The following is a 24,601-nucleotide window of genomic DNA, read 5'->3' as shown; positions in this document are numbered from 1 at the left end:
AAGGGCGGGCACAGGTCCCGCCATGACGAGGGAAAGATGGACAGAACCGGAATTTTCGAGGGCGACGATCCTTTCGCCATCGCGCGCCGCTGGCTTGCCGAGGCCGAACCGCAGGAACCCAACGACCCCAACGCCATCGCGCTGGCAACGGTCGACGAACAGGGCATGCCCAACGCCCGCATGGTGCTTCTGAAGGATATCGAGGCCGACGCCTTCGTGTTCTATACCAATTACTCCAGCCGCAAGGGGCAAGAGATCGCCGCCTCCGGCAAGGCGGCCTTCGTGCTGCACTGGAAATCGCTGCGCCGCCAGATCCGCGTCCGCGGCGTGACCGAACGCGAGGAAGGCCCGCAGGCCGATGCCTATTACGCCAGCCGCAGCCTCAAAAGCCGCCTCGGCGCATGGGCCTCGGCCCAGTCGCAACCGCTCTCCTCGCGCACGGCCCTCATGGCCGAGGTCGCCAAAATCACCGCGACCCACGGGGCCAGCCCCAAACGGCCGCCGTTCTGGGGCGGAATACGCATCCGCCCGACCGAGATCGAGTTCTGGGCCGACGGCGCTTTCCGCCTGCACGACCGATTTAGATGGACACGGAATGGTAACGATGAACCTTGGGAAATTCAGAGACTTAACCCTTGACCGCCTTTCAAACCGGGGAAATGCCTTAGGGAAAATTAACGAATTGCCCTTGATATCCTGTGGAAATTCACGTCTTGTTCTCTGCGATGGGGCTGGCTCTGGGGAATGGCTCTCGCTATGACAGATGAAGAAAAGACCATGCATGTTGTGCATGGTCGGGTGAAATGGTTTGATCCGGGCAAGGGTTTCGGGTTCATAGTTGCCGACGAGGGTGGTGCGGATATCCTTCTGCATGCCAACGTGTTGCGGAACTACGGGCAGAATTCCGTTGCCGATGGTGCTGGTATTTCGGTGAATGTGCAAATGACGCAACGTGGCGTTCAGGCTGTGGAAGTGCTTTCGATCGAGCCTCCCCAAGGCGCAACCTTCCCCCTCGGGGACGAAGACGCGCCCGCATCACTCGAGGAAATCGCCGCCCTGCCGATGGAACCCGCACGGGTGAAATGGTTCGACAAGGCCAAGGGCTTCGGCTTTGCCAATGTCTTCGGCCGCCCCGAGGATGTGTTCATCCATATCGAAGTGTTGCGCATCTCGGGATTTGCCGACCTTCAGGCGGGCGAGGCGATCTGCCTCCGCATCGTCGAGGGCAAGCGCGGCCGCATGGCCATGCAGGTGCTCTCGTGGGAAGCAGCAACCCGCCATCCCGGATGAAGCCCGCGCTTGCGGCGCTCGGCCTGACCCTTGCCCTCGCTTCGGGTCAGGCGGCACGGGCGGGGTGCGCGCCGGGCGGCGCCGACCTGCGCAGCCCCGCCGGCACCGTGCATTTCAGCGTCGAGATCGCCGATACCGGCGCCGAACGCGCCAAGGGTCTGATGTTCCGCGACAGCATGGCGACGATGGCCGGGATGCTGTTCGTCTACGACTCCCCGCGCCCGGTCTCGTTCTGGATGAAGAACACGCTGATCCCTCTCGACATGATCTTCATCGATCCGACAGGCACCGTCACCCGCGTGCATGAAAACGCCGTGCCGGGCGACCTGCGGCCGGTCGACGGCGGCAACGGGGTGCAATTTGTGCTCGAGGTCAACGGCGGCCTGACCCGCAAGCTCGGCATCGCCAAAGGCAGCGTCCTGCGCCACCCCGCCATCGCGCAGGACCGCGCCGCCTGGCGCTGCGACTAGCGGCCCGCCCCAACTTGCCGCTTGTGTCCGCCAATGCGGGCGATTATGTCCATCCCATCCCGGTCGGGGTGTAGCGCAGTCTGGTAGCGCATCTGCTTTGGGTGCAGAGGGTCGTGAGTTCGAATCCCACCGCCCCGACCATTTTTTCCCGCTGAACCGTCACAGCCGGGGGGCTGTCTGCCCCCCGCGGCTCGCAAGCGAGCCTCCCCCCGAGGATATTTGTCCGAGCATGAAAGCAGGGTCTCCCCGCTTCACATTCGCCGAAATATCCTCGGGGGGATGAATGCCTGAAAGGCAGAAGGGGGGCGGAAAGCCCCCCTTTGCGGAATTTTCGCAGAAAATTCGTGGTTTCAGATGTCGAGCGTGTTCTCGTGCTCCCAGCGCGAGAAATGCGACACGAAGCTGTCCCATTCCTTCTGCTTCAGCTTGATATAGGCCGACGAGAACTCTTCGCCCATCATCGCCTTCAACGTCTTGTCCTTGTCGTATTCGCGCAAGGCGTCAAGCAGGTTCAGCGGCAGCTTGGGCGCGCCTTTCACGGTATGGCCCTGGCTGTACATGTCGATGTCATAGCGCCGCCCCGGATCGGCATTGGTGCGCACTCCGTCCAGACCCGCCGCGATGATGACGGCCTGCAGCAGATAGGGGTTCGCCGCGCCATCGGGCAGGCGCAGCTCGAACCGCCCCGGTCCGGGCACGCGCACCATGTGGGTGCGGTTGTTGCCGGTCCAGGTGACCGTATTCGGCGCCCATGTCGCCCCCGACGAGGTGCGCGGCGCGTTGATGCGCTTGTAGCTGTTCACCGTCGGGTTGCAGATCGCGGCCAGGGCCGAGGCGTGCTTCATGATCCCGCCAAGGAAGGCGCGGCCACGGTCCGACAGCGACAGCTCCTTCGACGGGTCCGAGAAGGCGTTCGACTTGCCATCCATCGACCAGACCGAGATATGCGCATGGCATCCCGAACCGGTCAGCCCCTTGAAGGGCTTGGGCATGAAGGTCGCGCGGAAGCCGTGCTTTTCCGAGACCGACTTGACCATGAACTTGAAGAAGCTGTGCTTGTCGGCGGTCTGCAGGGCGTCGTCATATTTCCAGTTCATCTCGAACTGGCCGATCGCGTCCTCGTGGTCGTTCTGATAGGCCTCCCAGCCCAGCTCGAGCATGTAGTCGCAGATCTCGCTGATCACATCATAACGCCGCATGATCGCCTGCTGGTCATAGCAGGGCTTCTCGGCGGTGTCGTAGATGTCCGAACAGGCATTGCCCTCGGCGTTGAGGATGAAGAACTCGGGCTCGACCCCGGTCTTGACGCGCAGGCCCTCTTTCGCGGCCTCGCCCACCAGACGTTCCAGCACGTTGCGCGGGGCCTGTGCCAGCAGCTTGCCATCCATCACGCAGCGGGCGGCGACCCAGGCCACATCCTTCTTCCACGGCAGCTGGATGACCGAGGTCGGGTCCGGCACCGCCATCATGTCCGGATGGGCGGGCGTCAGGTCAAGCCATGTGGCAAACCCGGCGAAGCCCGCGCCATCCTCGGACATGTCGTTGATCGCCTGTGTCGGCACCAGCTTGGCGCGCTGGCCACCGAACAGGTCGGTGTACGAGATCATGAAGTATTTGACGCCCCGTTCGGCGGCCCAAGCGGCAAGATCGATTGCCATAGTGAAACTCCCTGTCCTGTCTTTTGTCCGGCTTTGCACCGGTGTTTGTAACGGATGCGGTCAGAAACCGTTGCGGCCCGGTATCCAGCTCGTGCCTGCCAGCGGAACGCCCGCCATCGCGGCCCCTTCGATCGTCAGCGCGCAAAGATCCTCGGGTTCCAGATTGTGCAGGTGGTTCTTGCCGCAGGCCCGCGCGATGGTCTGCGCTTCCAGTGTCATCACCTTGAGGTAGTTTTTCAAGCGCCGCCCCCCGAGGATCGGGTCGAAGCGCTTGTAAAGCTCGGGGTCCTGCGTGGTGATGCCTGCGGGGTCGCGGCCTTCGTGCCAGTCGTCATAGGCGCCCGCGGTGGTGCCGAGCTTGTTGTATTCGGCCTCGAGCGCGGGGTCGTTGTCGCCCAGCGCGATCAGCGCCGCCGTGCCGATGGCCACGGCATCCGCGCCCAGCGCCATCGCCTTGGCCACATCGGCCCCCGACCGGATCCCGCCCGAGACGATCAGCTGCACCTTGCGATGCATCCCGAGGTCCTGCAGCGCCTTCACCGCCAGCGGGATACAGGCAAGGATCGGCATGCCGACGTTCTCGATGAACACATCCTGCGTCGCCGCCGTGCCGCCCTGCATCCCGTCAAGCACGACCACATCGGCCCCGGCCTTCACCGCAAGCGCCGTGTCGTAATAGGGGCGGGCGCCCCCGACCTTGACGTAGATCGGCTTTTCCCAATCCGTGATCTCGCGGATTTCGAGGATCTTGATTTCCAGATCATCGGGACCGGTCCAGTCGGGGTGGCGGCAGGCGGAACGCTGGTCGATGCCTTTGGGCAGGTTGCGCATCATGGCGACGCGGTCGGAAATCTTCTGCCCCAGCAGCATCCCGCCGCCGCCCGGTTTCGCGCCTTGGCCCACTACGACTTCGATCGCATCGGCGCGGCGCAGGTCATCGGGGTTCATCCCGTAGCGGCTGGGCAGGTATTGGTAGACCAGCGTCTTGGAATGGCCGCGTTCCTCTTCGGTCATCCCCCCGTCACCCGTGGTGGTCGAGGTGCCCGCCGCCGATGCGCCACGGCCAAGCGCCTCTTTCGCGGGGCCGGACAGCGCGCCAAAGGACATGCCGGCAATCGTCACCGGAATATCCAGATGGATCGGCTTTTTCGCATAGCGCGTGCCAAGCCAGACGTCGGTGGCGCATTTCTCGCGGTAGCCTTCCAGCGGATAGCGGCTGATCGAGGCGCCAAGGAACAGCAGGTCGTCGAAATGCGGCAGCTTGCGCTTCGAGCCGCCACCGCGGATGTCATAGATGCCTGTCGCGGCAGCGCGCCGGATTTCGGCGTTGATGTCGTTGGAAAAGGTCCACGACTGCTTCGGCGGCGTATGGGGAAAATCGGTCATGTGAAGGTGGACCTCAGTAAGACGACGCGTTGTCGATATTGAAGGTGTAAAGCTTGCGGGCCGAACCGTAGCGCTTGAACTCCTCGGGCTTGGCCAGATGGTCGGCCTCGCCGCGCTTCAGAAGATCGGCCAGAATGGCGATATGCTCGGGGCGCATCTCTTTCTCGATGCAGTCGGCCCCCAGCGATTTCACCGAACCGCGCACGAAAAGCCGCGCCTCGTAAAGGGAATCGCCCAGCGCCTCGCCGGCATCGCCAAGCACGACCATGTTGCCCGATTGCGCCATGAAGGCCGACATATGGCCGATGTTGCCATGCACGACGATGTCGATGCCCTTCATCGAAATGCCGCAACGGCTCGACGCATTGCCCTTGATGACCAGAAGCCCGCCGCGCCCCGTGGCGCCCGCATACTGGCTGGCGTCCCCGTCGATGATGACGGTGCCCGACATCATGTTCTCGGCAACCCCCGGACCGGCCGAGCCCTTGACCCGGACGGTCGCCTGCTTGTTCATGCCCGCGCAATAGTAGCCCGTCGAGCCGCGCACCGTCACATCGACCGGCGCATCCAGACCCACGGCGATGGCATGCGCGCCCTTGGGGTTCACGATTTCCCACGCGGTCTCGTTGGTCTGGCCCTTCAGGGCGTGCAAGGTCGTGTTCAGTTGGCGCAGGCCCTGCGCCTCGAGGTCGAATGTTTGCATGACTCAGCGTTCCCAGAAGTAAACAGTGGCAGGTTCCGGTTCCCAGACGCGGGCCGAGTCGATCCCCGGCAGGTTCACCATCGCGCGGTATTCCGAGCCAAAGGCGACATACTGGTCCGTCTCGGCCATCACGGCGGGCTTGCAGGCGATCGGGTCGCGCACCACGCCGAACCCGTTCTTGGTGCCCACGACAAAGGTGAAGAACCCGTCAAGGTCGGTCAGCGTGGCCTCCATCGCCTCGCCCAGTTTGGCACCCTCCTGCAGCTTGTGGCTGATGAAGGCGGCGGCGACTTCGGTGTCGTTTTCCGTCTCGAAGGTCATGCCCGCCTGCCGCAGCACGCGGCGCACCGAATTGTGGTTCGACAGCGATCCGTTATGCACAAGGCACTGGTCCGACCCGGTCGAGAAGGGGTGCGCCCCCATCGTCGTCACGGCCGATTCCGTGGCCATGCGGGTGTGTCCGATCCCGTGGGTGCCCGACATGCGCGCCACTTCGAAACGCGCGGCCACATCCTTGGGAAGCCCGACTTCCTTATAGATCTCAATGCCTTCTCCGGCGCTCATCACCTTGGCGGCGGGGCGCAGGGACTTCAGCGCATGGCGCGCGGCGTCCAGCCGGTCCTCGGGCAGCTCCAGCACCATATGGGTGTCCTTGACCACACCCGTCACCTTGCCCGCCACCGCCTTGCCAAGGTCCTCGGCCAGCGAGGCGAAATCGGCATCGGGGTTGGCCGACTGCACCGTCAGCTTGGCCTTGCCCTTCTCGGGGCGACCGTAAATCGCGATTCCGGCGCTGTCCGGTCCGCGGTCGGTCATGGTGATCAGCATATCCGTCAGCATCTCGCCGAGCTTCGGCTCGAGCTTGGGGTCCTTCAGGAACAGACCGACGATTCCGCACATGGCGTCGACTCCTTTGTTCGTCTCTCGCGATCACGCTAGCAAACCTGTTTTGGCCTTTCAACTGAGAAGAAACATTTTTTACCACGGGTAAGCCGGCCCGGCCAAAGTCGGAAAGTTTTCAAACCGCACGGAATGTAGGCAAATCTTTTGACAGACGGAAAGGGGTGTGTTTCCCTTCAGAAAATAAAGTTCACGCACAGCGAACTCCCCCCGCGCATCGGCCCGTCGCGGCAAGGGAATAAAGGGCCAAAGGGAGGAAACTGTGAACGACCTGAATGCAAGGATCGAATCCATGCACCGGCGCGACGTCACCGTCGCCTGGGCTTTCATCATCGGACTCTGGATCGCCATGTTCTTCGTCGCCATCGCCACATGGGGTCTTGCCCCCAACGGCGCGGCGCGAATCCTGCTGCTCATCGGCGGTGTGATCGTCCTGACCTTCAACACCGCCGCGATCATGGCGATGCTGAGCCACTACCGCGAGGACCGCGACTTCATCTACGGGCTGGACATCAAGTTCCTCGATGAAGCCCGCGCGGCGAAAAGGGGCTGACCGATGGCAAGATATATCCCCCCGCCGCAAAGCAAGCTGGGTCAGGTGATCGACGTGATCGTGCTGCTCGTGCTGTCCATCGGCGCGCTCTACATCCCGCTGTGGATGGGCCTCGCCGGGTCGGCCAAGGCCCCGATCGTCGTCGACAATCCCACATGGGAAAGCCTCGGCCAGAACCCGACGATGGTGGAACGCTGGAACCAGCTCGGCTTTGCCGATCCCGCCTCGGCGCATGACATGATCACCGCGCGGTTCGACTATTCCTTCACCTGGGGCGCGATGGCGCTGATGGTCGTGGTCATCGTGGGCTACTTCGCCCTGATGCTGCGCCTGTCGGAAAAGGAATACCGCGAAGTGATCGCCGAAAAATTCGAACGGCGCTAAGGGGGCAGGGACATGTGGACACTGATCGAATACGGCGCCTGGGCGCTGTCGGCGCTCTTCGCGCTGCATATGATCTACGACTGGTATCGCACCGACACGACCTATTCCGAAGAGGTCCTGACCTCGTCCCGCGAAGGCGAGATCGAGGCCATGACCGAAGAACACAGGATCTGAGGGGCGCATCATGGCAGATTTCGACATCACATCCAAATCCATGGACGGCATCGCCTCGCATGGAACCAAGGTCGGGCTCGCCCGCGTTCTCGGGCCTGCCCATGTCTGGGCGCTCGGCGTGGGCATCGTCCTCGTGGGCGAATACATGGGCTGGAACTTCGCCGTCGGCAAAGGCGGGGCCTATGCCGCGCTGATCGCCTGCTGGTTTGCGGGCATCCTCTACTCCTGCGTCGCCATGATCGACTCCGAGGTGACATCGACCGTCGCCGCGGCAGGCGGGCAATACACGCAGGCCAAGCATATCGTTGGCCCCCTCATGGCCTTCAACGTGGGGCTTTACCTCGTCTTCGCCTACACCATGCTCGAAGCGGGCAATGCCATCACGCTGGGCTACCTGATCTCGGTCGCCGCCGACATGACGGGGGCGACACAGGCGCTCGACCAGCGCCCCTTCATCATCCTCTCCATCGTCTTTCTGGCATGGCTCAACTACCGCGGGGTGCTGGCAACGCTGACCTTCAACCTTGTCATCACCGCCTTTGCCTTCTGCGCCATCCTCGTCCTCTTCGTGGCCTCGGCCCCGTGGAGCGCGGACAGCCCCCTTGCCCATGCCGAACTGATGTCCGGTCAGGCGGCACTGCCCTATGGCTGGCTCGGCGTGCTTGCGGCCATGCACTTCGGCCTCTGGTTCTACCTCGGCATCGAAGGCACGACACAGGCCGCCGAAGAGGTGCGCTCGCCCGCCCGCTCGCTGCCCTTCGGCACCTTGGCGGGGATCATGACCCTGCTCATCGCCGCCACGCTGACATGGTACATCTGCGTGGGCTTCCTGCCGTGGGAATATCTGGGTGACGGTGTGAACGGCGCCGTGGCTCCGCTCTTCTCGGCGGCGCAGATGACCGGATCGAACGCGCTGGTCATCATCCTCGGCTTCGGGACGCTCTTTGCCACGCTGGCCTCGGCCAACGGCTGCATCAACGATGCCTCGCGGGCGTGGTTCTCGATGGGGCGCGACCACTACCTGCCGCAATGGTTCGGGGCCGTGCATCCGACCTATCGCACCCCGTACCGGTCGATCATCTTCCTCGTGCCCATCGCGCTGATCTTCGCACTGGGCGCACCGCTCGATCAGGTGATCACCTTCTCGATCCTGTCCGGCCTGCTCGGCTATACTTTCATGCCGATCAACATCATCCTGTTCCGCCGCAAATGGCCGCTCGACACGATCAAGCGCGGCTATGTGCATCCGTTCCACCCGATCCCGGCGCTGGTGCTGCTGGCCCTCTGCTCGCTGACCTACTTCGCCGTGTTCCTCGGCTATGGCACGCAGCTCATCGCGATGGTCAGCTTCTACATCGTGGTGTCGCTCTGGTTCCACTTCTGGCGCTACCGTTTCGTCAAGCGCGCCGACCAGTTCACCATGCCTTGGCCGAAACCGCGCGGCTACTGAACCACCCCTCCGGCCCGCCCGAAACGGCGGGCCGGACCTTTCCCGAAAGCCGACCATCATGGCCGAAGCCTTCGTCCTTGCCGCCTTTGCCGCCCTGCTCGGGGCGGTGCTGCTTTTGTCGCGGCGCAGACAGGGCAGGGTGCTTGCCCGCCGCGCGGCCCTGCTCGACCCGTGCCGCAGGCTTTTTGCCGATACGCGCCTGCGCTGCGATGCTTTCGGTTTTCCCCGCATGGCAGGCACCCGCGACGGCCTCTCCTATGACATCCAGATTGTCCCCGATGCGCTGGCGGTGCGCAAACTGCCCGCACTCTGGCTGCTCGTGTCGCTGCCTCAATCCATGCCCGTCGCCTTTACCCTGCATCTGATGCTGCGCCCCACCGGGGCCGAGGGCTTTACCCGCTTCCGCAGCCTGCCCAACCAGCATGACCTGCCCGCAGGCTTCCCCGCCGATGCCGCCCTGCGCAGCGACGACCCGGTCGCCCTGGCGCTGGCCCCGCTGCTGCAACCGCTCGTCACCCTCTGGGGCGACACGCTCAAGGAAATCATCCTCTCGCCCAAGGGCCTGCGCCTGACGCTCCTGCTGGAAGAGGCCGACCGCAAGACCTACCTGATCCTGCGCGAAACCGACCTTGGCCAAACCCCCGTGAACCCCGCGGCCCTGTCCCGCGCGCTTGACGCGCTGGCCGGCCTGCGCGCGGCCCTGCACGCCCCAGCCCCCGAAAGACAGGTCGCATGAAAGCCCCGATGCACCCCTATGCCGTCGCCGCCCTGGCGTTCATCCTTCCCGGAATGGGGCAGGTCGCCAACGGCCAGCCCAGGCGCGGCCTCGTCTTTCTGTTCTTCATGCTGCTTCTGGGCGCGATCACCGCCAAGACGGCCGCCCCCGATGTCTCGGTCATCGGCCGCTACGCCGGAGGGCTGTTCATCTACGCCCTCTCGCTTTTCGACGCCTACCGCCTTGCCCGCCTGCGCTACGAAATCGCCCGCCGTGGTCAGGCCTGAGGATAGGAGATGATCGACAGATACCGCGCCGGCAGCTTCAGCAACACCTCGGGCCCGTGCTGCGCATCGGCATCGAACAGCAGGCTGTCGCCCGGTTCCAGATGGAACAGCTTGTCGCCATGCCGGTATTGAACCTCGCCCTCGAGCATGAAAAGCAACTCGATCCCATCGTGCTGGAAGGTCGGGAACACATCCGAATCCGCCGTCAGCGTGATCAGATAGGGCTCGACCACCACCCCCGAATTGTTCGACCCGATATGGCCGAGCAGATGGTACTGGTGCCCCGCCCGCGTTCCGCGCCGCTCGATCTCGAGATGCTCGCCCGCCTTCACATGCTGCACCTCGCGTCGTTCCTCGAACCCGCGGAAGAAACTGGTGATCGGCGTGGAAAAGGCATGGCTCAGGATTTGCAGCGTCGTCAGCGAGGGCGAGGTGATGCCGTTCTCGATCTTCGACAGCATCCCGATCGAAAGCCCCGTGACCGCGGCCAGATCGGCCACCGTCATTCCCTGCTGGCGGCGAAAGGCGCGCACCGATCGGCCGATGGCAAGCTCAAGGTTCCGTTCCGACAATTCCCGCACGCGGTGCGGGTCCTGGTCGAATGCGGGCTTCGAACGGGGCAGGGATGTGTCGTCGAAATCTTCCATGTGCCGTTTCTTCGTTGCGTTCCACCAATAGGATTACCAATTTATTCACCACGGGGAAAGAAGGGATAGATTCGATGGCCAACGGATCGAACGCCGAGATGGTTCTGGGGTTTCTGCTCTTTCCGGGCTTTCCGATGGCCTGCCTGACATCGGCCATCGAACCCCTGCGCGCGGCCAATGAAATCACCGGCCGCAAGGTCTTTGGCTGGAAACTGGTGGGCGAGGAGAAATCCCCCGTCCAGTCCAGCGCCGAGGTCCGCTTCGACCCCGACATGGCGCTGGCCGATGCCTCGGGCCTCGACTGCCTGTTCCTGCTGTCCATGCCGCAATCGCATTTCGCCAAGCCCCGCGCCTCGATGGCACAGATCCGCTGGATGGACCGCTGCGGCGTGACCTTGGGCGGCTTTTCGGGCGGCGTCTTTCCGCTCGTGCGGTCGGGCGTGATGACCGGGCGCTCGGTTTCGGTCCACTGGTGCTACGAGGCCGCCTTCCGCGCCGAATTCCCCAATGTCGAGGCAAGCCAGGCCGTGATCCTGCGCGAACGCCGCCGCGCCACGGCCTCGGGGGCGGGGGCGGTGTTCGACATGATGCTGCACCTGATCGAGGAAAAGCTCGGCCGCGAAACCATGACCGAGGTGGCCTGCTGGTTCCAGCATCCCTTTGTCCGCTCGGACGACACGACGCAGAAAGTGCCGGCGCAAAAGATCGGCGGCACCGACGACATGCTGCCCGAACCGGTGCGGCTGGCGGTGCAGGTGTTCTCCGACCATATCGAAGACCCCGTCCGCATCGCCGATGTGGCCGAAGCCGTGGGCATGTCGGAACGGCATCTGGAACGGGTGTTCAAACTGGCGACAGGGCAAAGCCCGCTGCAATATTACCGCCTGATGCGCCTGAAGAAGGCGCGGCAGAAGGTGCTTTACTCCACCCAGAGCATCACCCAGATCGCGCTTTCGGTGGGCTATGCCTCGTCCACCCCGATGACGCGCCACTACGCCGAGGCCTTCGGCGTCTACCCCGCCGATGAACGCCGCCGTCTGGTCGGAATGCGCGGGCTGGGCGGGGCCCTGCCGCCCTCGGAATAAGAATTTTCGGCGAAAATTCTTAGGGGGGCTGTCTGCCCCCCTCGGCGCTGCCGCGCCTTACCCCCCGAGAGTATTTCGGCAAGGCTGAAGGTCAAAAGACCGAATGCGCCGCCGTCTCCAGCGCATGGAACAGGCTTTGCGCCGACGAGCGCGGCCCCAGCACCGAGATGTGGTCCGCAGCGCGGATCACCACATAGCAGCCGAGATGTTCCATCATCGTCCGGCTGGCCGACCCCGCGCCATGCCGCGCGATGTCGTAATTGCACAGCAGTTCGAACAGGCGGGGCAGCGAGGCGCCCGTCACATCGAACCGCGCCCAGGCGTCGGTCTGTTCGGTGATGCTTGCCGCCTCGCCGAAGACGGGCTTCAGATGCGCCACGATATCCTCGTGGCTGGCAAAGGGGGCCTCGATCATCCACATCTCGGGCGACAGCCAGAAGGCGGCACAGGTCGCGCCCTGTTCCCAGCGCCCCGCAGGCGGAAGCGGGATGCCCGCGCCCTTGGCGGCTGCCGTGATGTCCTGCCCCATGCGCTGCGCGAGCGAGGCGAGGGCCGTGTCCACCACTTCGGAAATCGTGACGGGGCCGATGCTGATGCGGACGGGCAGGTCATTCCCGAGCGGGGTGATCGGTTTGAGCGAAAGGTCAGCCACGCAGACGCACTCCTTCGGGGTCGACGAAATGGGCCGAGACGATCTCGACCTCTACCTCGGTCTTGGCAAGCAGGTTCACCGCGCGCAGGCGCTGGCCCTTCCGCGCCTCGCCGTTCTTGAGATAGCCGAGCGCGATCGACGATCCGACATGGGGCGAATAGACGACCGAGGTGAGCCAGCCAAGGTCATTGGCCGCCACCGCCGCCGCCCCCGGTTCGAGGAAATGGCTGCCCGCCGTCAGCGGCTGCGCCGGATCGACAGGCTTGACGCCCACGATGCGAAGCCCGCCTTCAGCCACCAGCCCCTCGCGCTGCGACAGCACCATGCCGATGGCGTCCTTCTTCTTCGACACCATCTTGCCAAGGCCCATGTTCAGCGCCGTGGTCTGGCCGTTCAGCTCGTTGCCGGCCACATGGCCCTTTTCGACCCGCATGACACCCAGCGATTCCGTGCCATAGGCCACCGCGTCGAATTCGCGCCCCGCCTCCATCAGCGCGCGGATCATCGCATCGCCATAGCGCGTGGGAACCGCGATCTCATAGGCCAGCTCGCCCGAGAACGAGATGCGGAACAGCCGCGCGCGCACACCTTTTACGGTGATCGCGCCGCAGGCCATATAGGGGAAGGCCGCGTCGGAAATATCCTGATCCACCAGCTTTTCCAGCAGCTTGCGCGCATTGGGTCCGGCAACCGAATATTGCGCCCAGGCCTCGGTGGTGGAAATCAGCTGCACATCCATGTCGGGGCAAAGGCACTGGCGCACATATTCCAGATGGCGGAACACCGGCACGGCATTGGCCGTGGTCGTTGTCATCACCCATTCGTTCTGGCCCATCCGCGCGGTGGTGCCGTCATCCATGACGATCCCGTCCTCGCGCAGCATCAGCCCGTAACGCACCTTGCCGACCCCGAGCGTGGAGAAGGTGTTGGCATAGACCTTGTCAAGGAAGGCCCCCGCATCGGTGCCCTGGATGTCGATCTTGCCAAGCGTCGTGACATCGCAGATCCCGACCGAGGCGCGGGTGGCCAGAACCTCGCGGTCGACCGATTGCCGCCATGTCGTCTCGCCCGCCTTGGGGAACCACTGGGCGCGCAGCCACATGCCCACCTCGACGAAAACAGCGCCCTGTTCGTTGGCCCATTTGTGGCTGGGTGTCAGGCGGGTGGGCTTGAATTCATGCCCGCGCGAACGGCCGCCCAACGCGCCCATCGCCACGGGCGTATAGGGCGGGCGATAGATCGTCGTGCCCGTTTCGGGGATCGTGCGTCCCGTCAGTTCGGCCATGACCGCAAGGCCGAGGATATTGCCCGTCTTGCCCTGATCGGTTGCCATGCCCAGCGTGGTGTAGCGTTTCAGGTGTTCGACCGAGACGAAGTTTTCCTGATGCGCCAGCTTCACATCCTTGACAGTGACGTCGTTCTGCTGGTCCACCCAGGCGCGGCCCTTGCCCTGCACATACCACTTGGGCGCGATGGCAACGGGCGCATCCTCGGCGCGGGGCAGGTCGGGCAGGGTGGCCTTCACCCCCAGATCATCCAGCGCCGCGACCGCAGCGCCTGCCCCCGATTGCAGCGCCGCATGGGTCGAGAAAAGGCCCGCCGCAGCCCCCGCCGCCGACAGTCCCGCAGGCCCGTCCTTGGGCGGCACGAAAGCCGCGATGGCGTCCTGCCACACCGGCCGTCCACGGTGGTGGCTGGCGATGTTGAGGTTGGGGTTCCACCCGCCCGACACGCCAAGCGCCGTCACGGGCAGGCTTTCCACCTTGCCATTGGCATGGCGGATGCTGATTGCGGACAGGCCAAGCCGCCCTGCGCTGCCGGTCACCTCGGCCCCTTGCAGGTGGCGGATGCCGGGCAAAAGCGGCCCGCCCGTGCGTGTGTCGATCACGGCGGCCACGTCGATGCCCTTGGCGGCAAGGTCGGTCGCGGTGCGCAGCCCGTCATCGTTGTTGGTGAAGACGGCGACACGCTCGCCCACCGCCACGCCCCAGCGGTTGGCATAGGCGCGCAGCGCACCGGCCAGCATGATGCCGGGGCGGTCGTTGTTCTCGAATGCGATGGGGCGTTCGATGGCACCCGCCGTCAGAAGCGCGCGGCGCGAATAGATGCGCCACAGGATCTGGCGCGGCTTTCCCGCTGCCGGAACGGGCAGATGGTCGCTCACGCGTTCGACCGCCGAATAGATGCCGTGGTCCATCGCCCCCAGCGTGGTGGTGCGCGGCATCAGCCGCACATTGGGCAGGCTGGCAAGCTCGGCCACCACGCCCGCGGCCCAATCGGCACCGCTCGCCTCGCCCAAGGCATGGGTTTCGGCATTCAGCCGCCCGCCCATGCGGAAATCCTCGTCCGTCACGATGACGCGGGCACCCGCGCGGCCTGCCGTCAGGGCGGCGGCAAGCCCCGCAGGACCGGCGCCGATGACCAGAAGATCGCAATGCAGGAACCCTTTGTCATAGGCGTCGGGGTCGTCCTGCCTTGACAGAGCGCCAAGCCCCGCGGCGCGGCGGATGATCGGCTCGTAGATGCTTTCCCAGAACTTCGCGGGCCACATGAAGGTCTTGTAATAGAACCCCGCCGCGAAAAAGGGCGACAGCAGGTCGTTGACCCCCATCATGTCGAAGGAAAGCGAGGGGAAGCGGTTCTGGCTCGTGGCGGTCAGCCCGTCGAACAGCTCGGCCACCGTGGCGCGGGTGTTCGGCTCCTGCCGCGCCCCCTCGCGCAGTTGCACGATGGCATTCGGCTCTTCCGACCCCGCCGAAAGCGGGCCGCGCGGGCGGTGGTATTTGAAGCTGCGCCCCATCAGCCGCACGCCATTGGCAAGCAGCGCCGAGGCGAGCGTATCGCCGGGGTGGCCCTGATAGCTCTTGCCGTCGAAGCGGAACGACAGCGTCCGGCTGCGGTCGATCTGGCCGCCCGTGATGCGGTTCTTCTGCGTCATTTGCTGCGCCCCCTCATGCGTGCCACATCGCGGGCGAGTTCGACCTTCAGGATCTCATGCGTGACGGTGTTGCGCGTCACCACCAGCCACGACCGGTCACCCTGTTCGTGGAACCACAATTCGCGATGTTCCCCCGCAGGATTGCTGCGCTGATAAAGATAGTCGTGCATCGCATCCATCGCCGCATCGGCCGAGGGAAATGACAGCCCGTCAGGCCGGTCGATCAGCGTGGCATCGCCGAGATAGGTGAATTCCTGCGCGTCGCGCGGGCCAAGCAGCGGGTGGTTGATGATCATGTCTTGGCCCTCAATGCAGGTTCGGCTGGGCGCCCTGGCCCTTTTCGTCGATCATCAACCCCTTGCGGAAGCGGTCGAAGCGATAGGCCGTCGCGGTGGGATGCGGGTTGCCCGTGGCCAGCAGATGCGCAAAGCACCAGCCCGAAGCAGGCGTCGCCTTGAACCCGCCATAACACCAGCCACCGTTGAAATAGAGACCCTCGATATCCGTCTTGTCGATGATCGGGCTGCCGTCCATCGACATGTCCATGATCCCGCCCCATGACCGCAGCAGGCGCGCCCGCCCGATCATCGGCATCAGGCTCATGCCGCCTTCGGCCACATCCTCGACCACGGGCATGTTGCCGCGTTGGGCGTATGAATTGTAGCCGTCGATGTCGCCGCCAAAAACCAGACCGCCCTTGTCCGACTGGCTCACATAGAAATGCCCCGCGCCATAGGTCATGACGCCGTCGATCACCGGCTTCAACCCTTCCGACACAAAGGCCTGCAACACATGGCTTTCCATCGGCAGGCGCATATCCGCCGCCGCCATCACCTTCGACGAAGACCCCGCGACCGCGACGCCGATCTTCTTTGCCCCGATGAACCCGCGCGAGGTCTCGATCCCCGTGACGCGCCCGCCCTCGCGGCGGAAGCCCGTCACCTCGCAATTCTGGATGATGTCGACTCCGCGGTCGCTGGCGCCGCGCGCATAGCCCCATGCCACCGCGTCATGCCGCACGGTCCCGCCACGGCGCTGCATCAAGGCCCCCTTGATCGGGAAACGCGCATTGTCGAAGTTCAGGAAAGGATACATCGCCCGCACCTGATCGCGGTTCAGCAGTTCCGCATCCGCCCCGTGCAGGATCATCGCATTGCCGCGACGGGTATAGGCATCGCGCTGCGCATCGGTGTGATACAGGTTGATGATCCCGCGCTGGCTGACCATCGCATTGTAGTTGAAGTCCTGCTCCAACCCCTCCCACAGCTTCAGCGAGAATTCGTAGAAGGGCTCGTTCCCGTCGAGCAGATAGTTCGACCGGATGATCGTGGTGTTCCGCCCCACGTTCCCGCCGCCGATCCAGCCCTTTTCCACCAGCGCGATCCGCGCCTGTTTGAACTCTTTGGCCAGATAATAGGCCGTCGCAAGCCCGTGCCCGCCACCGCCGACGATGATGTAATCATAGCTCGCCTGCGGCGTGGCGTCCCGCCATGCCGGACCCCAGCCCTTGTGGCCGGTCAACGCCTCGCGGATCACGCGGAAGCCGGAATATCGCATCTTGGAACCTGCTTGCCCAAGCGCCCTGTGGCGCGTCATTGCCTGCCAATATGGCGCAACGCTGTTTCCGCCATACCATCCGTTTCCGACATGGCCGCTTCCGTTTCAGCCATGCCCCGCCGCGGCATGCCACACATATCCGCGATCACCGCTCAGCCATGCCCGCCGTGGCCGGTCAGCCCCAGTGCCACGATCCCCGCAAAGACCAGCCCGCAGCCCAGCCATTGCACCGGCCCCAACCGCTCGCCCAGAAAGCGCCACGCCAACAGGATCGTCACCATCCCGAAGATCGACGCCGCGACCGAGGCATATTCCGCATTGCGCATCCCCCCCGCCAGCGTGACCGAGGTCAGCGCCCCGACATCCAGAAGCCCCATCAGCAGCATCGGCTTCCACGCCCGCAGCGTCGGCGCGACCTCGGGCCGGAAAACCGCGATCAGCACCACGACCAGCGCGGCGGCCGAAACCCGCGCGACCAGCGCCACCGGCAAATGCCCCCCGCCTTCCGACGCCCATTGCGACAGCGCGAAGGTAAAGGAAAACCCCAGACAGGCCAGCACGGCCCAGCCGATGGCCTCGGCCCGTCCGCCCCCCGCCGCCCCCTCTTCGGAACTGCGCGCGACCAGCGCGATTCCCCCAAGGACGACCAGCGCCCCGACCCACGCCACCATCCCCGCCGGATTGCCCCGCGCCCCTTCCAGCGCCACCGAAATCATCGGAAAGGCGCCGCAGATCGGCGCGACAAGATAGACCGGCCCGATGCCGAAGGCGCGGTAAAGCCCATAGGCCGCCCCCGTATAGGTCACCCCCGCCAGCACCGCCAAACCCCATGCCCGCGCGTCCAGCGCCACCCAGTCGCCGCCCGCCGCAACCGGTGCAAGAACCACCGCGCCCGACAGCAAAACCCCGAGCAGCAGCACCAGCGGCTCGACCCGCCCGCCGACCACCCGCACGGTGAAATCGTGCAGCCCCCACAACAGGGCCGCGAGCAATCCCAGAAACAGCGCTTCCATCTTCGGCCTCTCTCTTTGGGGCCAAGTGATACCGGCTTTTGCCCCCCGGGCAACCCGCGCGCGTTGCCGCCGCTTGTAAAACTTGATTAACTCCAGTGAACGTGGAACACTCTTTCGTCAGACGGGCTATGCGCGCCCCCGGCGCGGAAAAGGACGCTTCTTCGATGCAAAGCCCTGCAAAACTTCTCCATGTCGAGGATGACGAAGACATCCTGATGATCGCACGGATGGTGCTGGTCGATCTGGGCGGCTACGATCTCATGCAATGCGCGTCCGGCGCGGAAGCGGTTGAAAAGGCGGCTGATTTCGGCCCCGACATGATGATCCTCGACTATATGATGCCGGGGATGAACGGGCTTGCCACGCTGCGGGCGCTGCGCGGCTTGCCCGGTCTGGCCGATGTGCCGGCGGCCTTCATGACCGCCAAGGTTCTCGACGTGCCACCCGACGAGCTGAAATCCCTCGGCGTGGTGGGCGTGATCCCGAAACCCTTCGATCCGGTCAGCCTTCCGGCGCAGGTCAACAAGCTCTGGCTCGCGGCGAAAGGGCAGGGCGCCTAGCCCAGCGTGGCCGTGATTTCGGCATGCAGCGCCTGCAAACAGTCGCGCACCTCCTCGGGAATGTGCATGTCCTGCGGGGCTGCCGCGATGGCGGCCGAAACCCAGGGTTCCAGACGGTCCTCGGCCTCGGCGGCAAGCGCGCCCAGACCGGCCATGCCCAGCATCGGGGCCACGCCCCTGATCTTGTGGATGTCGTCAAGCAGGCGGTCCGGCTGATGCAGCGGCGCCTGTGTCAGGGCCGCGCGCATCCGGGCCTCGCGGTCGCGAAGTGCATCGATGAACCTCTGGCGGATAGGGGCAAGGGCTTCTGCGGAAAGACTGGTCATATGCATCTCTGTTCTCGTGTCCGGAAATCAGCTTGGGGGAAATGTGATGGTGAATTTCGTGCCGCGCCCGACTTCGCTCTCGTAGTCGATGCCGCCGCCGTGGGCCTGCATGATCTCTTGCGCGATGGCCAGCCCAAGCCCCGTGCCGCCATGCGCGCGGCGGTCGGAACTGTCGACTTGGGTGAACTTGCCGAACACCTTCTCGCGCGCGCCTTCGGGAATGCCGGTGCCGTGGTCGCGCACATGGGCGCGCACGCCCTCGTCGGTCACCTCGACCGTCACATCGACATGCCCGCCCCGATGCGAGAATTTGACCGCGTTCGACAACAGGTTGTCCATCACCTGCTGGATGCGCGCGCGATCCGCGCTCACCAGCGCCACGGCCTCGGGCGCGTCAAAGCGCAGCGACACGCCATAGGTCTGGGCAAAGCCCGCGATGCCCTCGATCGAATCCTCGACCAGCGACGACAGATCGACCTGCTCGAAGGCATAGGACATATGTCCCGCCTCAAGCTTCTGAAGGTCGAGCAGATCGTTGATCAGCGCCGAAAGCCGCATCGAATTCTTGTGCGCCACCTCTAGGATGCTGCGCGCCTTTTCCGGATCGTTGGCATAGGCCCCGGTCCTGAGCAGCCCCAGCGCCCCGTTGATAGACGTAAGCGGCGTGCGCAACTCGTGGCTCACCACCGAAACGAACTGCGATTTCACCTCGTAGGCGGCCTGCACGCGGTCACGCTCAAGGCGCAGCTGGTCAAGCTGGTCCAGACCGCTGCGATAGAGCCCCAGATAGATGATCGCGCATTCCACCACGAAGAACAGCACGAACAGGCAGGTGAAAAGCTGCAACCACAGCACCGAGGACAGCGGCGGCCAGACCACCCACAGATCCTTGATCGGGATGGAAAGAAAGATGACCACATACATCGCCAGCCGCAGAAACAGGATCTGCGGGATCTGGTGGTTGTTGATCGCCGCGAACAGCCCGGCCGAGAACAGGAAGAACAGCGGCATGAAGTGGTTGCCCACCCCCTCCATCCGCGCCACCAGCGAGATGAAGACGCAGATCGTCACCGACGAGAAGATCGAACTGACCACCAGCAGGTTGCGATAGTGCCGCGCCTCGCGCAGGCTGCCGCCCTTCCACGACCGGATGCGCAGGGCGAGCGAGTTTTCAAAGGTCTCTGCCGCCTGGATGAACAGGTAGCACATGACCGAGATCTGCCAGCTGTAGTAGCAGCTCGTCAGAAAGGCCGCGCCGGCATAGATGCCCTGCCGTTTCCAGAACAGCGCAAGCCCGCCGCCCGAATAGTCGCGCACCTGTTTTTCCAGCCGGGTCGCGCCGCTTTCGAAGCGCAGCTTCTGCCGCCCCACGCGGCGCATCCACAACCCCAGCGCCATCCGGGCGCTGCGGGCTGCCGTCATATCCGACTCGGACATCAAACTCATCTGGCCTCGCCCCCCGGCCTTGCCTTCAGTGCAGCAGCGCAGTGCTGGCCGCCCGCAGAACCGACGGCATCTCGACCGAGGGCAAAGCCGGCTCGGCCGCAACCTGACCCGTCCGCGCCGGACGCGACAGCCGCCGGTAGCCCAGCAGCGTGAAGGTCGTGTCGATATAGGTGGTCCGGTGCGGCAGGTAATCGCCCTGCGCAAAGCTGCCCTCGGCCTCGAACACGTCGCCCACCGCCATCTCGGCAAGGAAGCGCCGGATCAGCTCGGGGTCGGTGACGGTAAAGCTCGCCCTCGGTGTATGGCGGCGCTTGCCCGTGTCGTCGAACACCGGCTCGACCGACAGATCGACCAGCAGACGCGGCTCCTCTCCCGACAGAAGCAGCATCTCGGCCACTTCGCCACGGGCGCGGAAGGTCATGAAATAGGTCATCGGCTCGTCCTTCAGGCTGGCCACCCTCCCGGCGAAACCGGGACTGCGACTCTGTTCACCTGTCTTAATGCCGCTCCACTTGGGCTGATCTGTGGCCCGCCCGCGGTGATTTGCTGCCAAGTGCGGCGGGCGTGGGGCATCCTTTTGGCAAAGCCTGTCCCGATCCGCCGCCATCCCCCCAGCGGCCGGCCGCAGTTGCGACCCGTGGTGCCGGAATTTCAGGCGCAACCCGCCGCGCCATCAGCGGTGCAAGTGTCTGCCCTGCCTACAATATCTTGTATCGGCACCTTCCTTCCGTGCGCATTTGCCACAGTTACGCCGCAATTCCGGCGCCGCGCCGAGAAAGTTTCTGGATTTTCGAACGGTTTGGTTCATCTTCGCGTTGTTAACAAAGATTAAAAAAATACAAGACCGAGGCAGGACGAACTATGCTGAATGTACCGTCGGGGGGGACGGAAAACGCCGGTTTCACCGGCGGTTGGGGGTTTGCCTACATTGCGCGCTGCCTGTGCACTGACCAATGGCGCATGCCCTATCCCGGGCGCGTTGCCGAACCGCACATGCGAGCAGAACAATGCTGACAACCACCCTGTCTTTCCAGAACATGCACCATCACGGTGATCTCTTCGTGAACCTGCTCAAGGCGCGTCGCGAATGCTTCATCCTGCGCCACAACTGGAATCTGCCGCAGGCCGAAGGGATGGAGTTCGACCAGTACGATACCCCCGCCAGCCGCTGGATCGCCGTCCACGAGGGCGGCGAGGTTCTGGCCGGTGTCCGCCTCACACCCACCACCGCCCGCGTCGGCATGTACACCTACATGATCCGCGACGCCCAGCGCGGCATGCTCGACTCGATCCCCTCGAACCTTCTCGACTTCGAGGCACCCGTCGATCCGACCATCTGGGAAGGCAGCCGCGTTTTCGTCTCGCAGCGCGTTCCGGCGCATCTGCGCACCAAGGTCCAGACCGACCTCATGTATGAAATGATCCGCGCCGCGCGCGAACTCGGCGCGCAGACCATGCTCGGCCTTGTGCCTTCGGTATGGCCGCGCTGGATCTCGCGCCTGCATCTCGACGCCGAACCCGCAGGTCCGGTGCTGATGATCGACGGCATGTCGGTTCAGGTCGCGATGATGAAACTGGCGCGCGGTCTGCACTAGCGGCCCGCCCCCTGACGGGGCGCAGCCTGCCTTTTGCTGCCCGTGCCTTACGCCTGTGTCCGGTCAGTGCCGCAGATAGGCGACTTCCTCGGTCAGCACGTCGCGCAACATTGCCTCATAGGGGTTGCGGTCCGGCTCGACCGACGACCGGTGGAACAGCCGCCGCACGGTCGAGGGCGTGTTCAGCGCCTTTTCGGCCCGCTTCAGTCCGGCGGCATCTCCGGCCGAAACCACCGCCCGATGCACGGCCTGAATCGCGCCGTAGCGGGTAAAGGCCCCCAGCGAATGCCGCTGCCCCGCCGCCAGCCGCAAGACCATGCCCTGATCGGTCAGATCGGGAAGCTGCGCGTTCACCGTCTCTTCCAGCTCTTCCGGCGTCTGTGCCGTGCGCCCTTGCGACAGCATCAAAAAGGTTCCGTTGCCGCGATAGGACAGGATCGCCGCATCCGCCGCGGTCGCCCCCGACAGGGCCTCGGCCACCAGTCCCAGCCGCGCCACGAAATCCGTCGGACGCGACCGCTCGAACAGCGTGTTCACCTCTTGCAACTGGAACGCCGTCACCGACGAGGTGAACATCTTCCCCCGCCCGAGCGACAGCACGAAGTTTTCAAAGGCAATGTATCCGATCATCCGCTCAAGCCCGGAAATCTCGACCGGATCGGGCAGCTTCAGCCGTGGCGCGGTCTTGATCGTGCGCTTCAGCCCTTCGATCGTCGCCTTGCTTTCGGCGACAAGGCATTGCTCCTCGACCAGCCGCCGCGCGACCGAAAGCCGCGTGCCCAGCTCCAGAAAGTCGAAAGGCTTGGTGATGTAATCGGTCGCCCCCGCCTGAAACGCGCGTTCGATATAGTCCCGCTGCGACATCGCCGTCAGCATCAGGATGGGCGAGCGCGCATAGGCCGGAATCGAGCGGATGGTGGCGCACAGCGTGATTCCGTCGATTCCGGGCATCTGGATGTCCAGCAGCACGCAATCGAAAGGCTCGGTCGCATTGGCGATGATGTCCAGCGCCTTCCGTCCGGACGAGGCCTTGGTCATGCTGCCATGCCCGCTGACCCGCAGCGACTCGGCCAGAAGGTCAAGGATGGTTTCGTCGTCGTCCACAGCCAGAATACGCATGCAGCCGCCCCAATTGTTGCGAAGCTTCCCCAGATCCATCGCACTCGGTACGGCACTACAGGCGGGATTCGCGTGGCAAGCGGAACGCGCACCTGTCTGTGATACGTTCTGTAGGGCATTTGCGGGCAATTTTAGTCCGGTATGGGGCCAGATTCGGGCCGTGCGTCGCCCCTCGCTCCACAATCGGACCTCCGGTGCCGCATTATTCGTTAACTTTGCACAATGGCCGGTTTTTGCCCTCCCTTCGTCAGGATCGGCCCACCGTTTCGTGGCCCCCGATCCTGTCGCAAGTCTTGGCGGGCGCGGCGCTTTCGCCTCTGGGTAGAGCATCTGCCCGAAACGGCGGCAGAACCCCGCGAATCCCTTCAAATCCCTGTGCGCCCCGCGGTTGCGGCGATCTGGCATCGAAAACAATGTTGACCTATCCGCTTTTCGTGTCACGAATGTTCCACCAAAGCGGATGACAACAAAGACGCTTGGCAGCGCCCCCATCAGGGCGTGGCAAAATCAGGGGAGCTAACATGACACTGAAATCGAACCTCGACCGTCGCACGGTCCTCAAAGGCACGGCCCTCGGACTCGGCGCGATGGCCGCGCCGTCGATCATCTCGAGCAAGGCTCTGGCCTCCTCGGGCGAGCTGAACTTCATGGGCTGGGCCGGCTATCCGGCGCTGGCCGAAACCGTTTTCCCGAAATTCGAAGCCGCGACCGGCATCAAGATCAACTTCACCGAACAGCCCGGTCAGGATGACATGATGACCGCCGCCAAGCTGGCGCTCGAAGCCGGCGGCGTCGACGTCATCGAACCCACCGTCGACCGCGTCGGCGCATGGGCCTCGAACGGCCTTGTCCAGGGCTGGGACATGACCAAGCTGAACGTCGACAACTACCTGCCCGGTCTCGCCGATGGCGCGATGGGCGAAATGGCCACCGTCGACGGCCAGCGCATGATCGTCCTCTCGGTCTGGGGCACCGAAGCCCTCGTGTTCGACAAGGACGTGCTGCCGCTGGAATACGGCACCGCCTCGCTGGGCGACCTGTTCAACCCGGCCAACACCGGCAAGGTCGTGGGCCGTCCGCACTCGACCCTCGCCGCGATGGGCCGCTGGCTCGACGCCGAGGGCAAGCTGCCCAAGCCGTGGCTCGACGGCTACAAGGACGAAGCCACGATGGTCGAGCTGTGGGATATCGCCCTCGCCGAAGCCATCAAGGTCAAGTCGAACTTCGTCCAGTGGTGGACCGGCGAGAACGAGGCGCAGGCCGGCTTCCTCGTCAACGGCGGGGCCGTGGGCCTGTGCTGGGACTCGACCGGCTACAACCTCGGCAAGCAGGGCAACTACGGCTACGTGCCGCCGAAAGAGGGTGCCTTCGCCTGGAACCAGGGCTTCGTTCTGATGAAGAACGCCGCCAACGTCGAACAGGCCCATGCCTTCGCCAAGTGGGTTTCCGAACCCGAAGGATCGGCCGCCTGGGCCACCGCCTTCTCGGCCAACCCCGTCGGCAAGGGCGCCGTCGACCTTCTCGACCCGGCAGTCGCGGCCTACTACACCTCGGCCTTCAACGATGACGCCCTGTCGAAACTGTGGTGGTGGCCCGCGCAAGAGGCGTGGTTCATCGCCAAGCGCGGCGAATACGCCGACAAGTTCAAGAGCGCCTGATCGCCTCGACGCAACGGCGGCTCGCCGGGGGAAAC

Annotated in this window: 27 protein-coding genes and 1 tRNA gene; 14 read left to right on the top strand and 14 right to left on the bottom strand. The window is 64.5% G+C overall.

The window, feature by feature from the left end; all coding sequences use genetic code 11:
• The first annotated feature begins 36 nt into the window (after positions 1–36).
• The 4 genes from pdxH to H7F16_RS09250 all read left to right on the top strand — a co-directional run bounded on the left by pdxH (position 37) and on the right by H7F16_RS09250 (position 1,901).
• A complete protein-coding gene (gene pdxH / locus H7F16_RS09265) occupies positions 37–639 on the top strand; it encodes a pyridoxamine 5'-phosphate oxidase (protein ID WP_185797269.1) in 603 nt (200 codons plus the stop codon).
• Positions 640–756: 117 nt separating this feature from the next.
• Positions 757–1,290, top strand: a complete 534-nt coding sequence (locus H7F16_RS09260; protein WP_185797268.1) for a cold-shock protein — start codon at positions 757–759, stop codon at positions 1,288–1,290.
• Complete coding sequence (locus H7F16_RS09255; RefSeq protein WP_185797267.1) at positions 1,287–1,760, top strand: DUF192 domain-containing protein; 474 nt, start codon at positions 1,287–1,289, stop codon at positions 1,758–1,760. The genes H7F16_RS09260 and H7F16_RS09255 overlap by 4 nt, the downstream gene beginning before the upstream one ends.
• Positions 1,761–1,824: 64 nt before the next feature.
• Positions 1,825–1,901 (top strand) — tRNA-Pro (locus H7F16_RS09250).
• Between the two features lie 209 nt (positions 1,902–2,110).
• Here H7F16_RS09250 and glnT read toward each other — a convergent pair.
• Genes glnT through H7F16_RS09230 form a run of 4 tightly spaced genes read right to left on the bottom strand, consistent with a single transcriptional unit; the run spans position 2,111 to position 6,407 of the window.
• Positions 2,111–3,418 carry a type III glutamate--ammonia ligase gene (glnT, locus tag H7F16_RS09245; protein WP_185797266.1) on the bottom strand — a complete coding sequence of 436 codons (1,308 nt, stop codon included), beginning with the start codon at positions 3,416–3,418 and terminating at the stop codon, positions 2,111–2,113.
• Between the two features lie 60 nt (positions 3,419–3,478).
• Positions 3,479–4,804 (bottom strand): FMN-binding glutamate synthase family protein, encoded by a 1,326-nt coding sequence (locus tag H7F16_RS09240; protein WP_185797265.1) that lies wholly within the window; start codon positions 4,802–4,804, stop codon positions 3,479–3,481.
• 13 nt (positions 4,805–4,817) lie between these two features.
• The gene (locus H7F16_RS09235; RefSeq protein ID WP_185797264.1) at positions 4,818–5,507 is read right to left on the bottom strand and encodes a GltB/FmdC/FwdC-like GXGXG domain-containing protein; all 690 of its coding nucleotides are present in this window, start codon (positions 5,505–5,507) and stop codon (positions 4,818–4,820) included.
• Positions 5,508–5,510: 3 nt separating this feature from the next.
• Positions 5,511–6,407, bottom strand: a complete 897-nt coding sequence (locus H7F16_RS09230; protein ID WP_185797263.1) for a class II glutamine amidotransferase — start codon at positions 6,405–6,407, stop codon at positions 5,511–5,513.
• A gap of 262 nt (positions 6,408–6,669) precedes the next feature.
• Between H7F16_RS09230 and H7F16_RS09225 the strand changes: the two genes are divergently transcribed.
• From H7F16_RS09225 to H7F16_RS09200, 6 genes are read left to right on the top strand one after another with little or no spacing between them, the layout of a single operon-like run.
• Positions 6,670–6,960, top strand: coding sequence for a hypothetical protein (locus H7F16_RS09225; RefSeq protein WP_338401986.1), 291 nt, complete (start codon positions 6,670–6,672; stop codon positions 6,958–6,960).
• A 3-nt stretch (positions 6,961–6,963) separates the two neighbouring features.
• A complete protein-coding gene (locus tag H7F16_RS09220) occupies positions 6,964–7,344 on the top strand; it encodes a hypothetical protein (RefSeq protein WP_185797262.1) in 381 nt (126 codons plus the stop codon).
• 12 nt (positions 7,345–7,356) lie between these two features.
• Positions 7,357–7,518, top strand: coding sequence for a hypothetical protein (locus tag H7F16_RS09215; RefSeq protein WP_185797261.1), 162 nt, complete (start codon positions 7,357–7,359; stop codon positions 7,516–7,518).
• A 10-nt stretch (positions 7,519–7,528) separates the two neighbouring features.
• The gene (locus H7F16_RS09210) at positions 7,529–8,968 is read left to right on the top strand and encodes an APC family permease (RefSeq protein WP_241741348.1); all 1,440 of its coding nucleotides are present in this window, start codon (positions 7,529–7,531) and stop codon (positions 8,966–8,968) included.
• Between the two features lie 58 nt (positions 8,969–9,026).
• Complete coding sequence (locus tag H7F16_RS09205) at positions 9,027–9,704, top strand: hypothetical protein (protein WP_185797260.1); 678 nt, start codon at positions 9,027–9,029, stop codon at positions 9,702–9,704.
• Entirely contained in the window at positions 9,701–9,970 is a 270-nt protein-coding gene (locus H7F16_RS09200) for a hypothetical protein (RefSeq protein ID WP_185797259.1), read from the top strand. Before H7F16_RS09205 ends, H7F16_RS09200 begins: the two co-directional genes overlap by 4 nt.
• Here the strand turns inward: H7F16_RS09200 and H7F16_RS09195 are convergent.
• Positions 9,961–10,617 (bottom strand): helix-turn-helix domain-containing protein, encoded by a 657-nt coding sequence (locus H7F16_RS09195; RefSeq protein ID WP_185797258.1) that lies wholly within the window; start codon positions 10,615–10,617, stop codon positions 9,961–9,963. The two genes, H7F16_RS09200 and H7F16_RS09195, sit on opposite strands and share 10 nt — an antisense overlap.
• A 74-nt stretch (positions 10,618–10,691) precedes the next feature.
• Between H7F16_RS09195 and H7F16_RS09190 the strand changes: the two genes are divergently transcribed.
• Entirely contained in the window at positions 10,692–11,702 is a 1,011-nt protein-coding gene (locus H7F16_RS09190; RefSeq protein WP_185797257.1) for a GlxA family transcriptional regulator, read from the top strand.
• A gap of 91 nt (positions 11,703–11,793) precedes the next feature.
• Here H7F16_RS09190 and H7F16_RS09185 read toward each other — a convergent pair whose 3' ends face one another.
• From H7F16_RS09185 to H7F16_RS09165, 5 genes are all read right to left on the bottom strand, one after another.
• Positions 11,794–12,354 carry a sarcosine oxidase subunit gamma gene (locus H7F16_RS09185; protein WP_185797256.1) on the bottom strand — a complete coding sequence of 187 codons (561 nt, stop codon included), beginning with the start codon at positions 12,352–12,354 and terminating at the stop codon, positions 11,794–11,796.
• Positions 12,347–15,292, bottom strand: coding sequence for a sarcosine oxidase subunit alpha family protein (locus H7F16_RS09180; protein ID WP_185797255.1), 2,946 nt, complete (start codon positions 15,290–15,292; stop codon positions 12,347–12,349). The genes H7F16_RS09185 and H7F16_RS09180 overlap by 8 nt, the downstream gene beginning before the upstream one ends.
• On the bottom strand, positions 15,289–15,588 hold the full coding sequence (locus H7F16_RS09175; protein WP_185797254.1) for a sarcosine oxidase subunit delta: 300 nt from the start codon (positions 15,586–15,588) through the stop codon (positions 15,289–15,291). Before H7F16_RS09175 ends, H7F16_RS09180 begins: the two co-directional genes overlap by 4 nt.
• A 10-nt stretch (positions 15,589–15,598) precedes the next feature.
• Entirely contained in the window at positions 15,599–16,849 is a 1,251-nt protein-coding gene (locus H7F16_RS09170) for a sarcosine oxidase subunit beta family protein (protein WP_185797253.1), read from the bottom strand.
• Between the two features lie 152 nt (positions 16,850–17,001).
• Positions 17,002–17,862 (bottom strand): DMT family transporter, encoded by an 861-nt coding sequence (locus H7F16_RS09165; RefSeq protein WP_185797252.1) that lies wholly within the window; start codon positions 17,860–17,862, stop codon positions 17,002–17,004.
• Positions 17,863–18,026: 164 nt separating this feature from the next.
• Here H7F16_RS09165 and H7F16_RS09160 point away from each other — a divergent pair, with 164 nt between their 5' ends.
• Positions 18,027–18,422 carry a response regulator gene (locus H7F16_RS09160; protein ID WP_185797251.1) on the top strand — a complete coding sequence of 132 codons (396 nt, stop codon included), beginning with the start codon at positions 18,027–18,029 and terminating at the stop codon, positions 18,420–18,422.
• Here the strand turns inward: H7F16_RS09160 and H7F16_RS09155 are convergent.
• Genes H7F16_RS09155 through H7F16_RS09145 form a run of 3 tightly spaced genes read right to left on the bottom strand, consistent with a single transcriptional unit; the run spans position 18,419 to position 20,627 of the window.
• A complete protein-coding gene (locus H7F16_RS09155; protein ID WP_185797250.1) occupies positions 18,419–18,748 on the bottom strand; it encodes an Hpt domain-containing protein in 330 nt (109 codons plus the stop codon). The two genes, H7F16_RS09160 and H7F16_RS09155, sit on opposite strands and share 4 nt — an antisense overlap.
• Positions 18,749–18,775: 27 nt before the next feature.
• On the bottom strand, positions 18,776–20,194 hold the full coding sequence (locus tag H7F16_RS09150; RefSeq protein WP_185797249.1) for a sensor histidine kinase: 1,419 nt from the start codon (positions 20,192–20,194) through the stop codon (positions 18,776–18,778).
• Positions 20,195–20,219: 25 nt separating this feature from the next.
• A complete protein-coding gene (locus tag H7F16_RS09145; protein ID WP_185797248.1) occupies positions 20,220–20,627 on the bottom strand; it encodes a hypothetical protein in 408 nt (135 codons plus the stop codon).
• A 574-nt stretch (positions 20,628–21,201) separates the two neighbouring features.
• On the opposite strand from H7F16_RS09145, the gene H7F16_RS09140 reads away from it, so the two are divergent.
• The gene (locus tag H7F16_RS09140) at positions 21,202–21,789 is read left to right on the top strand and encodes an acyl-homoserine-lactone synthase (RefSeq protein WP_185797247.1); all 588 of its coding nucleotides are present in this window, start codon (positions 21,202–21,204) and stop codon (positions 21,787–21,789) included.
• A gap of 63 nt (positions 21,790–21,852) precedes the next feature.
• On the opposite strand, the gene H7F16_RS09135 is transcribed toward H7F16_RS09140, so the two are convergent.
• On the bottom strand, positions 21,853–22,908 hold the full coding sequence (locus H7F16_RS09135) for a response regulator (protein WP_185797246.1): 1,056 nt from the start codon (positions 22,906–22,908) through the stop codon (positions 21,853–21,855).
• Between the two features lie 521 nt (positions 22,909–23,429).
• Between H7F16_RS09135 and H7F16_RS09130 the strand changes: the two genes are divergently transcribed.
• Positions 23,430–24,566 carry an extracellular solute-binding protein gene (locus tag H7F16_RS09130; RefSeq protein ID WP_185797245.1) on the top strand — a complete coding sequence of 379 codons (1,137 nt, stop codon included), beginning with the start codon at positions 23,430–23,432 and terminating at the stop codon, positions 24,564–24,566.
• Positions 24,567–24,601: the final 35 nt, after the last annotated feature.

The organism is Paragemmobacter straminiformis (genome assembly GCF_014243445.1).
Lineage (GTDB): Bacteria > Pseudomonadota > Alphaproteobacteria > Rhodobacterales > Rhodobacteraceae > Paragemmobacter > Paragemmobacter straminiformis.
Note: the sequence above shows the minus strand (reverse complement) of the source record. Positions and strands in the feature narration are given on the sequence as shown.